Here is a 12,855-nt window from a genome sequence, read left to right on the forward strand (position 1 = left end):
CATGTGGGGGACTCGTCGTTCCACCGCTGTACAGAAATTTGCAGCGGTGGTTATGGGTCCCGGCCTTCGCCGGGACGACGATGAAGATAGGTCCCGATTCAATTGCCACACAACGCGTGGACCGGGCGGCCATCGGTCGACAGCGATCGTCAGTCGGCTGGAATGAACCGGAGTGTGCCTGCCCGGCGCGTCGGCTTGCCGGTGTCGTTCGTATGATTGACCCCGTCCATCACAGGCACCTCGGGAAAATCGAACGGGCTCACGCCGTGCAGGCAGGCCACGTTGACGGCATACAGGTTCTGGTTCGATCGCCGTTGATGATGGGTGTAGATCCCGCAGCGCGAACAGAAGAAGTGCCGCACCGATCCGGTATGGAAGCGGTAGCTTGTTAACGCATCCTCTCCGTGCAGGATCTTGATCCCGCCCATCTCCGCCATGGCAACGACGGCGCCCCGCATCCGGCAGTAAGAGCAGGTGCAGCGGCGGATCGAATTGAAGCCGTCGCTGAGCGTCACCTCGAAACGCACCGCGCCGCAATGGCACTGGCCAGCCCGAACACCCGTGTCGCCCGTCATGTTGCTGCGTCTCCTTCTGCGCCCGGTCCTGCCGGGCGGACGAGAAACGTTCTCAGCGACAAGCCCGCAGCTCGCGCGGAACCGTGCAGCGACCTGCGCGACGATCATGATCTGTCGACTGAGACTGGTCTCAATACGAACGTATCTTCAGGATCGGCACCGGACAATCGATCAAAACTCGCGCATGATGCCAGAAAAACTCACGCGAAGGCTCGATGCAAACTCTTGAGACTAATGCGATTTGGCGACGTAAGGGCAGCCGCCTTCATCGAGCGGACGGAAGGCCTGGTCGCCCGGCACCGTCGCGAGATACTCGTAGAGGTCCCATTTGCTCTTGGACTCTTCCGGCTTCTTGATGCGCATCAGATACATGTCATGCACCATCCGGCCGTCCTCGCGCACGAGGCCGTTCTGGGCAAAGAAATCATTGACCGGGGTCTTGCGCATCTGCGCGATCACGGCCTCCGAATCGACCGAGTTGGTGGCGGCGACCGCCTTGAAGTAGTGCCTGAGCGCCGAGTTGACGCCGGCCTGATAGGCGGTCGGCATCGCGCCGTGCCGCTTGAAGAACTCCTGGGCGAAGGCGCGCGTCTCCGGCGTGCGATCCCAGTAGAAGGAATCGGTGAACAGCAGATCGTGCGCATGCGCGAGGCCAAGCGCGGGCACATCGGTGAGCGTCACCTGCAGCGCGACGAGTTGCATGCTGGCGCGGATATTGAACTCGTCGGCCTGAGAGACCGCGTTGCGGAAGTCGGAACCGGCATTGGCAAGCGCCAGGATCTTGGCGCCGGAGGATTGGGCCTGCAGCAGGAACGAAGAGAAATCGGCGGTGTCGAAGGGATGGCGAACCGCGCCCAGCACCTTGCCGCCGGCCGATGTCACGGCCTTGCTGGCATCGCGCTCCAGCGCCTGGCCGAACGCATAATCCGCCGTCAGGAAGAACCAGGGCGTACCGCCGCGCGCAACCACGGCCTTCGCCGTCGCGTTCGAGGACGCGTAGGTGTCGTAAGTCCACTGCACGCTGGTCGGCGAGCATTGCTTGCCGGTGAGGTCGGATGAACCGGAGCCCGAGATCAGGAAAAGCTTCTTGCGTTCGCGCGTCACGGTCTGGATCGCGAGCGCCACCGCGGAATTGACGCCTTCGGCGATCACGTCGACACCCTTGTTGTCGATCCAGTTGCGCACGATGCCGGTCGCCACATCAGGCTTGTTCTGGTGATCCGCCGAAATGATCTCGATCTTGCGTCCGGCGACCGTGCCGCCGATTTCCTCCGCCGCCATCTGCGCCGCGATCACCGATCCCGGGCCATTGCCGTCGGAATATTGCCCGCTCATGTCGGTGATGATGCCGACCCGCAGCACGCCATCCTCCGCTCGGGCAGCGCCGGCCGCAAAAGAGAGACACGCGGCGGCAATTGCGACCAGGACATGCGAGCGTTTCGTGACGGACATTTCGTTCCCAGGGGTTTCGACGTTTCGGACGATCTCCTGAAGCAATCAGGGATCGCCGACAACCCCATCGCCGGCATGGCGCTCTGCGATTCCGTTCAGAAATTCCGGGAGAAGGAACACAGCCGGTTCGTCGACATTCGCGCGTTTCCGATCATGCGAACGCCGCGACGAGACTTTGCCGCGGCGCGCGTTGAATGATACGAATGGATAAATGCGTTGTGGTGCCGAGATCGCTCAGCGCCGCTGCCACAATTGCCGTGCCAGAATGCCGGCCTTGCGTTCGATCGCCTCGGCGGCGTCGAGACACATGTCCTCGCGATAGCGCGAGCCGACGATCTGGACACCGACCGGCAATCCCTCATCAAGGCCGACCGGCACAACGGCCGCCGGCAGCCCCAGCACGTTCATCGACGAAATGAAGCGCAGGTCGTTCCAGAACAAATCCTTGACGCGCTGATCGCCGCCGAGATCAGCGTTGACCTCCGGCGTCTTGCGCACGGTGGTCGGCATCAGCACCAGCGGATACTGTTCGAGGAACGTCATCCAGTTCCGGATATGGCGCGAGCGCTCGGCGATCGCCTTCATGTAGCCGGCCTGGTCGAGCGGGTTGGCCAGCGCCATGAAGCCGCGGAATGTCTTCTGGAAGTCGGCGCTGGTGGTCGCCAGCATCTGGTCCTGCTGCAACACGCGGGTCTCGGTCATGATCAGGTCGCACCAGAGCTGCCAGACCTTGTTGAGGTCGGGGACCTCCACCTCGCTGACCGCATAGCCGGCATCGGCGAGATGATCCGCCGCCCTGCGCTGGAGCGCAATCACGCCGCGATCGGTCGTCATGTCCTCCGGGATCTTGGCGAGCGCGACCTTGATCGGCCCAGCCGGCTTCGGCCCCGTCAGCGGCGCCGGCACGTACCAGGGATCGCGCGGGTCGCGCTGCGCCATCACCTCGAGGCCGAGGCGCACGTCGGCGACGTAGCGCGCCAGCGGCCCTTGCGACGACATGAACTGCGCCATCAGCGGCCGCTCCGCGGTCGCGCTCGGATTGAATGCCGGAATGCGGCCCTGGGTCGGCTTGATGGTGGCGATGCCGTTGCAATGCGCCGGCCAGCGCAGCGAGCCGCCGATGTCGTTGCCATGCGCGATGGTGCCAATGCCGGCGGCGATCGACGCGCCGGCGCCGCCCGAGGATCCGCCGCAGGTCACGTCGGCATTCCAGGGATTGCGCGTCAGGCCGTGCAGCGGGTTGTCGGTGAAGCCGCGCAGCGAGAACTCCGGCGTGTTGGTGAGGCCGATGATGACGGCGCCGGCCTTCTTGAGATTGGCCGTCACCGGCGAGTCGCCCGGCGCGATGTTGTCCTTGAATGCCACCACGCCATTCGAATTGGCCTGCCCCTCGACGTCGATGTTGATCTTGATCGTGACCGGCACGCCGTGCAGCGGCCCGACGGCGCCGCCTCCGCGCTTGCTCGCGGCCAGCGCCTCGTCCGCGGCCTTGGCGGCCTGCATCGCTGAGGCGCCGAGATCGACCACGACGGCGTTGAGCGCCGGGTTGGCCTCCTTCATGCGGTCGAGATGCGCGCGAACCACCTGCTCCGAGGTCACTTCGTTCTCTCGGATCGCCTTGGCCGTGTCGACGGCGGACCATTGCCAGATCGGTGCATTCGTCACGTGATATTCTCCCTTGATGCTCAGTGCTTTGTTGTTGGTTTAGTCTCGCGGGTCGATCGGCGTCAGCTTTGATGCGCGCGCCTCGATCAGCTCGGCCACCGCGAGACAGACGTCTTCCCGGAAGCGGCCGGCGATCACCTGCACGCCGACCGGCACGCCGCCGGCGGTCCCGGTCGGCACCACGACCGACGGAAAGCCGAGCGCGGGCACCGCAAGCAGCGGCCGCTGCGCGTCGAGCAGCGCGCGGACCACCGTCGCATCTTCCTGATCCTGATCGAAACGGAACGGCAGTTGCGCCGAGACCGGCAGGATGATGACGGGATAGCGCTCCTGGAACAGCTGCCAGGCCCGCACGATCGCCAGCCGCTGCTCGAAGCAGGCGAGCACCTGATCGCCGTCGAGCTCGGGCGCGTAGGCGATATGGCACTCGAGATTGTAGCGGCTCCGATCGTCGCCGAACTTGCGGATCATCGGCGCCAGCACGCGCCGCTCCTCGTTGATGACGAGGCGATGCCAGAGATCGGCGGCCTCCGCGAGCCGCGGCGGCACGGTCTCCTCCACGGCAAAGCCGGCCTCCGCGAGCCAGCGCCCGGCGGCGCGTACCGCCGCGCTCACCTCCGGCGCCTCGTCGCCGAACGGCACCGGCGCGATCGCAACGCCGATCGGATGCTTGAGCTCTGGACCTTGCAGCGGCACCGGCAGCCAGGTGCCGTCGCGCGCGTCCGCCTGCGCCATCGCGGCGAGGCCGAGCCCGAGATCGGCGACCGAGCAGGCCAGCGGCCCCTGCACCGACATCATCTGCGCGGTGATCGGACGATCGCTGGTTGCCGACGGATTGAACGCCGGGATCCGCCCCGGCGTCGGACGCAGGCCGGCGACGCCACAGGCGTAAGCGGGATAGCGGATCGAGCCGCCGAAATCATTGCCATGCGCGATCGCGCCCATTCCGGAAGCGACCGCCGATGCGGCGCCACCGCTGGAGCCGCCCGGCGTCAGCCGACGGCTCCACGGATTGTAGGTCGCGCCGTGCAGGTCGTTGTTGGTGAACCAGCGGTGCGAGAAGGCCGGCGTGTTGGTGCGCCCGACGATGACCGCGCCCGCCTTGCGAAGATTCGCGACCACCGGGCTGTCCTCGGTGGCGATCACGTCGCGGAAGGCGACGACGCCGTTGGTGGTGGCTTGGCCGCGCTGGTCGACATTGACCTTGACCGTGACCGGCACGCCATGCAGCGCGCCGAGCTCCGCGCTTGACTTCACCGCGGCATCCGCCGCGTCCGCGGCGGCCAGCGCCTCGTCGGCGAGGACCGCGACGATGGCGTTCAAAGCTGGATTGACCTCGGCGATGCGATCGAGACTGGATTGCACCGCTTCCCGGCTGGAAATCGCGCGCGTCGCGATCGCACGCGCCAGATCGACGGCCGACCAGCTCCACAACTCATTCTCGCGCCGCGTGTCCATTGTCGTTTTCTCCAGGGCGTGATGCAGCAGTCGGCCGATGCGGTTCAATCGAGCCGCAACGGCTGATGAAAGACGGGCAGATCGATGCGCCGGTCTTCCGCGGGAACGACCACCGCTTCGGCGCTCAGCACATGATCGAGCATCACGCGCCGGGCGCGCGCGGCATTGCCGGAGCGGAACGCGGCCATCAGACGCTTGTGAAACTCGATATTCTCGCAAGTGAAGCTGGATGCGAATTCCTGCACGCCGAGCTTGCCGATCAGATGCCTGATGGCCTCGTTGACGAACCGGCACATCAGGCCGAGCAGCGGGTTGGGACAGGCCTCGATCAGGATGTCGTGGAAATCGATCTCGGCGTGGCGATGATGTTCCCAATCGGCGTCGCCGTCGGGATGATGCTCCTGGACCGCGATCGCCTTTTCCAGTGCGGCGAAATGCTCGGCCGTGAGGTGGCCGATCACGCTGAAGGCGAGTTCCGGCTCGATCAGCCGGCGGATCTGGTAGATTTGCGCGGTAGAGACCGACTGGAAATAGAAGTAGTTGCTGAGCAGGCCGACGATCCGGTTGATCGATACCGGCGCCACCCGCGCGCCGCCGCCGGGACCGGTGGTGTTCTGCACCAGCCCCTGTACTTCCAATGACTTGAGCGCCTCGCGGATGGTCGAGCGGCTGCAGCCGAACATCTCGATCAGCTCCCCCTCCTGCGGCAGCCGGTCATTCGGCTGCAAGCCGGCCTGGAAGATGTGGCTACGGATCAGGTCGGCGACCGCGTCGGAGCGCTTGCGCTTGATCGAGGCGCGGCGCGAGGGGTCGAGCGACGGGAGGACCGATTTATCCATTTTATGATCATAAATAGGATCGCAATCACTTTGCAAGCCCACTGGGGCCACACACGTCTCCGGACCTCGTGATGCCGGCCCGCCATGACCGGAGTATCCCCGTCGCCTGGCACCGACCGGGGCGAAGCGCCTACGCGGTCAAAGCCCGACAGGGCGCGGGAAGATGACGACGACAAAGGGACCGCGCGGAACCGAGGCGGCGTCACGCTTAAAGCGGGCTATGGTTCAGCGTGTGGCGCATCTGGCGACAAAATCCTTCGACCAGCTGTGCAAGCGCCTCGAAATTGACCAGCAGCCTTTCGGCCTGCTCCCGGTCAGCCGAATCCGGTGCGAACGAATCCGTCAAACGCCGTTGACGATCTGCACGATCCCGGCACGCTGCGGCCCTGCTTTCGGCAAACTCCAGTTGCTCGCGTCGCCGGCCGAGCTTGTCTTCTTCCTCGAGCAGCCGCTTGTTGAGCATCGATCTCGTGTTGGTCGGAACGTCCGGGCGCTTCAGAAGATCCAGATAGTGGTCGATGTTTGCGCGCGCGGTATACTCGCTCACGTATGTGCCTCCGGCCAGTCGCAGTCTCGGTCGGCGAGGCACAGCTTCAACACTCAGGAGTTGCTCGATCTCTGCCAGGAGTTGGCGAAGCTCATCGGTCGAAAACCCTTGCAGGGCATCGTCGACCTGGCTTCGGGTGCTCTCCGGATAGACGGGGTTGTCTTCGGCCATTGGCGTACGGCAAAAATCAAAAGTGAAGCCCTGTCAGGCACGCACCAAATCAACAAATCAACGGCACCTCGAACGATGCTCACGCGAACAATGATTTCCGTCATCGCGCGCGCTCGCGAATCCACGGCGCTCAAGATAAATGAGGGGCGGAACATCGCCCAGTGCAATCTGTGCCAGCCGCGCTTTTGCGCCAACCATCGGCGACGTCTTGGTTGCCGCATCGTTAAGGCCGGGACGGGCCAGGCCGGCACCGGCATGTGAGGGCAAGCGACGGAGAATCCGGATCGCTCAGCCGTGCGCGCGCTGCGCCTCGAGGCCGCGGCTGTAGCGCGACATCGCAAAGCAGAACACGAAGTAGATCACGCCGACGAACACATAGACCTCGACGCTGAAGGCCTGCCAGGCCGGATCGACGATCGCGGTCTTCGCGGTCGTTAGCAGGTCGAAGATGCCGATGATCAGGACCAGGCTGGTGTCCTTGAAGAAGGCGATGAAGGTGTTGACCAGCGGCGGGATCACATGGCGGATCGCCTGCGGCAACACGATCAGTGCGTTTTTCTCCCAGTAGGACAGTCCGAGCGCATCGGCGGCCTCATATTGTCCGCGCGGCACCGCCTGCAGGCCGCCGCGCACGACTTCCGCAAGGTAAGCGCCGGCATAAAGGATGAAGGCGATCTGGGCGCGCAGCAATTTGTCGATGTTGACGCCGTCGGGCATGAACAGCGGAAACATGACGCTCGCCATGAACAACAGGCTGATCAGCGGCACGCCGCGGATCAGCTCGACATAGAGCACGCAGAGCGAGCGGATCGCCGGCAGCTTGGAGCGGCGGCCGAGCGCGACCAAAATTCCGAGCGGGAAGCCGAACGCCAATCCGAAAGTCGCCAGGATCAGCGTCACCGGCAGCCCGCCCCAGCGATCCTGCGTGACAAAGGACATGCCGAGAAAGCCGCCCCACATCAGGCATCCGATCGCGATCAGGGCCACGACCCATAGCAGGAACAGTTCCTTGCGCCAGAAGCTGCGGCGGCTCGAGACCACGAACAGCGCAATGAAGATCAGAACCGCGAGCGCCGGCCGCCACTGCTCGCTGAACGGATAGGTGCCGAACAGGATGAAGCGGTACTTCTCGGGGATCACCGCCCAGCAGGCGCCGACGCCGCGCAGCGCGCGGCAGGCGCTAGTGTCGTTGCCTGAGACGATCCAGACCGCGTTGGCGATGCCCCACTGCCAGAGCGCGATGCACGCCTTGCCGAGCACGAACAGAAGCAGCAGCGTCATGATGCTCGACGTCACGGACGCGAACAGGTTCGCACGCAGCCAGGCCACGATCTGGCCGCCGAGCGTGCGCTGCGCGCGGCGCCGGCCGATCGGCAGCGGATCCTGCGGAAGGTGTGCGACCGAGCTCATTTCAGCGCTCCACCAGCGCGATCCGCGCATTGTACCAGTTCATGAACAGGCTGATGCCGAGGCTGATGGTGAGGAACACCATCATGATCAGCGCGATCGACTCGATCGCCTGCCCGGTCTGGTTCAGCGTGGTGTTGGCGATCGAGACGATGTCCTGGTAGCCGACCGCGACCGCGAGCGAGGAATTCTTGGTCAGGTTCAGATACTGGCTGGTCATCGGCGGGATGATGACGCGCAGCGCCTGCGGCAGCACGATGTGCTGCAACACGAAGCTGCGCTTCAGCCCGAGCGCCTTGGCGGCGTCCGACTGACCGCGCGGCACCGCCTGGATGCCGCTGCGCACGATCTCGGCGATGAACGCCGAAGTATAGGTGACGAGCGCGATCAGCAGCGCGAAATATTCCGGCGCGAGCGTCAGCCCGCCGACGAAGTTGAAGCCGCGCAGCTCGGGCAGCATGACGCTCCAGCTCGCACCCAGAAGCCACGACACCAGCGCAGGCAGCGCGATGATGAGGCCGAGCGCGTAGGGCCAGGCCGGCCGCGCCTTGCCATCGAGCATCTGCTGCGCGATCAGGCGGCGCCTGACGATGAGGAAGACGATCACGCCGGCGGCCAGCGCAACGAGCGTCCAGTCATTGGCCTCATGCAGCGGCACCGACGGCAGCACCAGGCCGCGGTTGGACAGATAGACCCCGTCGACCGGCTTCCACGCCTGGCGCGCCGCCGGCAGGCCCTGCATCAGCACGTACCAGAACAAGAGTTGCAGCAGCAGCGGCAGGTCGCGCAGCACCTCGACATAGACGGCGGCGAGCCGCGCCAGCAGCCAGTTCGACGACAGCCGCGCGATGCCGACCAGCGTGCCGATCACGGTCGCCAGCACGATGCCGATGACCGCGACGCGCAGCGTGTTGACGACGCCGACGATGAAGGCGCGCAGGTAAGTGTTCTTCGGCGTGTAGTCGATCCAGCTGTCGGCGATCGGCATGCCGGCTTCACGGCCGAGGAAGGCAAAGCCGGTCGAGATGCGCCGCACCGAGAGATTATGAACCGCGTTGGACCACAGCCAGGCGACGACGGCGACCGCGATGGCGACCACCAGGATCTGCCAGAACAGGCCCGCGACGCGGGGATCGCTGAGCGAAAGCCGCCAGGGCCGGGCGGGAGGGCGTTTCGGCGTCGATGTCGTCACAGCACAAGGACCCCAGTGAGAAGCGATCTTCTGCCATGCGCAAGAGCGTTTTCGAGCGAAGCCTGTCCCGGACTTGAACCGGGATGGATACCGGTTCGCGTGAGGAAGACGCGTCAACCTCAAATCCTGCGCACTTCATATGTTGCACCAAATTAAGATTCATGCAACATATGTTTCATGGCCCAGGCTCAGCCGAAACCATCGCCCCTCAACGAATTGTGCAGCGCACTGCCGTCGCTGCCGATGCGCTTGCAGGAGGTCGGCCGGTTCGTCGCCGCCAATGATTACGACGCCACCACCCGCTCGATGCGCGAGCTCGCGTCCGTCGCCGGCGCCGATCCTGCCTCATTCACCCGTCTTGCCAAGGCGCTCGGCTATTCCGGCTGGGACGAATTGCGCGCCGCGCTCACCGAGGCGCGCCGGCCGGCGCAGGGTTCGCCGTTCTCCGGCCGCGCCAGGAGCCGCCGCGCCGGGCCGAATGCCGATGTCAAACTGGTGCACGACAAACTGGAAGCCGAGGCCGCGGGCCTTGCGCGGATTTCAGCGAGCGCGATCGCGGAAGCCGCGCGTGCGCTGCACTCCGCGGACAGGATCTGGATATCGGGGTTTCGCAGTTGCCGCAGCGTCGCGGAACTGCTGACCTATCAGCTCCGCCTGTTCCGCCCCGACGCCGTGCAATTGGTCGGCGGCTCCGGCCCGTTCGATCTCGACCACGGCGCCTTCCGCTCAGGCGACGCCGTGGTCGTGATCGGCTTTGCGCCCTACACCCTGGTCAGCGTCGAGACGGCGCGCGCGGCGCATCAGGCGCGCGCCGCGCTGATCGCGATCGCCGACACCATCAGCGCGCCGATGGCCGAAGGCGCCGATCATCTGCTGCTGTTCGAAGCCGCCTCCTCCCCCGGCTTCTTCCCGAGCCTCACCGGCGCGATCGCAGTCGCCCAGTCGCTGGCCGCCGTCGCCTTCACGCTGGGCGGCGCCGGGGCAAAGCACAAGCTGGAGGAGACTGAGGGCCGGCTTGCCGAGATGTCGCAATATTTTGTCGAGAAAGGATGAGTGTCATGGCAGCCAACAAGAGCCGCGTGATGCATCGAAGCCTGCGCGAAACCCCGCCAAAAGCGATCGGCGGCGACGGTGTCTGGCTGATCGCGGAGGATGGCCACCGGATTCTGGACTCCTCCGGCGGCGCCGCGGTGTCATGCCTCGGCCATCAGCATCCGCGCATCCTGGCCGCGATCGCCAAGCAGGCTTCAAGGATCGCCTATGCCCATACCGGCTTCTTCTCCTCCGAGCCTGCGGAAGAGCTCGCCGAGCGGCTCGTCGGCCACGAGCCCGGCGGCCTCGGCTATGTCTATTTCGTCAGCGGCGGGTCGGAAGCGATCGAGGCCTCGATCAAGCTGGCGCGGCAATATTTCATCGAGCGCGGCGAGCCGAAGCGTGCGCGCTTCATCGCGCGCCGCCAGAGCTATCACGGCAACACGCTCGGCGCGCTGTCGGCCGGCGGCAATGCCTGGCGCCGCGAGCCCTACGCGCCGCTGCTGTCACCCTCGTTCAGCCATGTCACGCCGGCCTTCGCCTATCACGAGAAGCGCGACGATGAATCGGAGGCGGCGTTCGTGGCGCGCCTTGCCGCCGAACTCGAAGCCGAATTCCAACGGCTCGGCCCCGATACGGTCGCGGCCTTCATCGCCGAGCCCGTGGTCGGCGCCACCGCCGGCTGCGTGCCGGCGCCGGAGGGTTACTTCAAGACGGTGCGCGAGATCTGCAACCGCCACGGAGCGCTGTTGATCCTCGACGAGGTGATGTGCGGCATGGGCCGCACCGGCACGCTGCATGCCTGGGAGCAGGAAGGCATCTCGCCCGACATCCAGGCGGTCGCCAAGGGGCTCGGCGGCGGCTATCAGCCGATCGGCGCGATGCTTGCCAGCGGCACGATCGTCGACACGGTGCGCAACGGCTCCGGCGCGTTCCAGCACGGCCACACTTATCTGGCGCATCCGCTCGCCTGCGCCGCCGCGCTCGAGGTGCAGAAGGTGATCGCTGAGGAGAAGCTGCTCGACCAGGTCAAGGAGCGCGGCCGCCAGCTCGAACAGCGGCTCACCGAACGGTTCGGCAATCACCGCCATGTCGGCGACATCAGGGGCCGCGGCCTGTTCTGGGGTGTCGAGCTGGTCGCCGACCGTGCCACGCGGCAGCCGTTCGATCCCAAGCTGAAGCTGCATCAGCGGATCAAGTCTGCGGCCTTCGCCGGCGGGCTCGGCTGCTATCCGTCGGGCGGCACCGCCGACGGCCAGCGCGGCGATCACGTGCTGCTCGCCCCGCCCTATATCGCGACGTCCGGCGACATCGACATGATCGTCGAACGGCTAGGCGCTGCGGTAGACAGCGCGCTGAAGGATATTGGTCACGGAGCATGATCCGGAAAAACGGGCACCGGTTTTCCCGCGACAAACGCGAAGCGTTTGCGCAGAGATCATGCTCAAACGTTAGGAGGAGGAGGAAGACATGCTGAGGGGTATCATCACTCTGACCGTTCTCGCCGCAGGCATCGCGGGCGCAAGCGCGGCGACGCTCGACACCGTCAAGCAGCGCGGCACGCTGGTGTGCGGCGTCTCGACCGGCTTTGCCGGCTTCTCGGCGCCGGACTCGCAAGGCAACTTCAAGGGTCTCGACGTCGACTATTGCCGTGCGCTTGCCGCCGGCGTGCTCGGCGATCCCGCCAAGGTGCGCTACGTCGCGCTGACCGCCCAGAACCGCTTCACCGCGCTGCAGTCGGGCGAGATCGACGTGCTCTACCGCAACTCGACGCAGACCTTTCTGCGCGGCACCACGCTTGGGCTGCGGCAGGGACCGGTCAATTTCTACGACGGCCAAGGCTTTGTCGTGAAGAAGGACCTCGGCGTGAAGGAGCTGAAGGACCTCAAGGGCGCCACCGTGTGCGTCGCCCAGGGCACCACGCATGAAGTGACGCTCGGAGACTACGGCCGCGCCAACGGCATCGACTGGAAGCCGCTGGTGTTCGACCGCGTCGACACCATGTACCAGACCTTCTTCGGCGGCCGCTGCGACGCCATGACCCAGGATGCTTCCGCGCTCGCGGGCGCGGTCGCGACCGCAGCCCCGAAGGCCGACGACTACGTCGTGCTGCCGCAGACCATCAGCAAGGAGCCGCTCGGTCCGTTCACCCGCAACGGCGACGAGGTCTGGAGCGACATCATCACCTGGCTGCATTACGGCCTGATCGAGGCCGAAGAGCTCGGCGTCACCCAGGCCAATGCCGACGAGATGGCGAAGTCGCAGGTCCCGGCGATCCAGCGCCTGCTCGGCGCGTCGGGCGATCTCGGCTCACGCCTCGGGCTCGACAACAAATGGCTGGTCGGCGCGATCAAGGCCGGCGGCAATTACGGCGAGATCTTCGAGCGCAATGTCGGCAAGGCCAGCCCCTTGAAGCTCGAGCGCGGCCTCAACGCCACCTGGAGCAAGGGCGGGTTGATGTACGCGATCCCGTTCAAGTAAGTGAAGTCACCTCGCCCCGCCTGCGGGGAGAGGTCG

The 12,855-nt window shown here is 65.6% G+C and carries 12 protein-coding genes; 4 read left to right on the forward strand and 8 right to left on the reverse strand.

Annotated features, from left to right (window positions below; all coding sequences use genetic code 11):
* Positions 1-149 precede the first annotated feature (149 nt).
* The 6 genes from AKL29_RS39275 to AKL29_RS39300 all read right to left on the reverse strand — a co-directional run bounded on the left by AKL29_RS39275 (position 150) and on the right by AKL29_RS39300 (position 6,536).
* Positions 150-575: a GFA family protein gene (locus tag AKL29_RS39275; RefSeq protein WP_050387962.1), complete on the reverse strand. Its 426-nt coding sequence runs from the start codon at positions 573-575 to the stop codon at positions 150-152.
* A 231-nt stretch (positions 576-806) separates the two neighbouring features.
* Positions 807-2,027, reverse strand: a complete 1,221-nt coding sequence (locus AKL29_RS39280) for an ABC transporter substrate-binding protein (RefSeq protein ID WP_050387870.1) — start codon at positions 2,025-2,027, stop codon at positions 807-809.
* A gap of 234 nt (positions 2,028-2,261) precedes the next feature.
* The gene (locus tag AKL29_RS39285) at positions 2,262-3,692 is read right to left on the reverse strand and encodes an amidase family protein (protein WP_244482669.1); all 1,431 of its coding nucleotides are present in this window, start codon (positions 3,690-3,692) and stop codon (positions 2,262-2,264) included.
* Positions 3,693-3,731: 39 nt separating this feature from the next.
* Complete coding sequence (locus tag AKL29_RS39290) at positions 3,732-5,150, reverse strand: amidase family protein (protein ID WP_050387963.1); 1,419 nt, start codon at positions 5,148-5,150, stop codon at positions 3,732-3,734.
* Positions 5,151-5,194: 44 nt separating this feature from the next.
* Positions 5,195-5,989, reverse strand: coding sequence for a FadR/GntR family transcriptional regulator (locus AKL29_RS39295; RefSeq protein ID WP_050387872.1), 795 nt, complete (start codon positions 5,987-5,989; stop codon positions 5,195-5,197).
* Positions 5,990-6,197: 208 nt separating this feature from the next.
* Entirely contained in the window at positions 6,198-6,536 is a 339-nt protein-coding gene (locus AKL29_RS39300) for a hypothetical protein (RefSeq protein ID WP_244482670.1), read from the reverse strand.
* A gap of 81 nt (positions 6,537-6,617) precedes the next feature.
* On the opposite strand from AKL29_RS39300, the gene AKL29_RS43590 reads away from it, so the two are divergent.
* Positions 6,618-6,968 (forward strand): hypothetical protein, encoded by a 351-nt coding sequence (locus tag AKL29_RS43590; protein ID WP_167350464.1) that lies wholly within the window; start codon positions 6,618-6,620, stop codon positions 6,966-6,968.
* 27 nt (positions 6,969-6,995) lie between these two features.
* On the opposite strand, the gene AKL29_RS39305 is transcribed toward AKL29_RS43590, so the two are convergent.
* Positions 6,996-8,117 carry an amino acid ABC transporter permease gene (locus AKL29_RS39305; RefSeq protein WP_050387874.1) on the reverse strand — a complete coding sequence of 374 codons (1,122 nt, stop codon included), beginning with the start codon at positions 8,115-8,117 and terminating at the stop codon, positions 6,996-6,998.
* Between the two features lies 1 nt (position 8,118).
* Positions 8,119-9,306 (reverse strand): amino acid ABC transporter permease, encoded by a 1,188-nt coding sequence (locus AKL29_RS39310; RefSeq protein WP_050387875.1) that lies wholly within the window; start codon positions 9,304-9,306, stop codon positions 8,119-8,121.
* A 177-nt stretch (positions 9,307-9,483) separates the two neighbouring features.
* Between AKL29_RS39310 and AKL29_RS39315 the strand changes: the two genes are divergently transcribed.
* The 3 genes from AKL29_RS39315 (at position 9,484) to AKL29_RS39325 (ending at position 12,819) form a co-directional block, all read left to right on the forward strand.
* Entirely contained in the window at positions 9,484-10,359 is an 876-nt protein-coding gene (locus AKL29_RS39315) for a MurR/RpiR family transcriptional regulator (protein WP_050387876.1), read from the forward strand.
* A 5-nt stretch (positions 10,360-10,364) separates the two neighbouring features.
* Positions 10,365-11,720: an aspartate aminotransferase family protein gene (locus AKL29_RS39320; RefSeq protein WP_050387877.1), complete on the forward strand. Its 1,356-nt coding sequence runs from the start codon at positions 10,365-10,367 to the stop codon at positions 11,718-11,720.
* An 88-nt stretch (positions 11,721-11,808) separates the two neighbouring features.
* On the forward strand, positions 11,809-12,819 hold the full coding sequence (locus AKL29_RS39325) for an amino acid ABC transporter substrate-binding protein (protein ID WP_028336994.1): 1,011 nt from the start codon (positions 11,809-11,811) through the stop codon (positions 12,817-12,819).
* Positions 12,820-12,855: the final 36 nt, after the last annotated feature.

The organism is Bradyrhizobium pachyrhizi (assembly GCF_001189245.1).
Classification (GTDB): domain Bacteria; phylum Pseudomonadota; class Alphaproteobacteria; order Rhizobiales; family Xanthobacteraceae; genus Bradyrhizobium; species Bradyrhizobium pachyrhizi.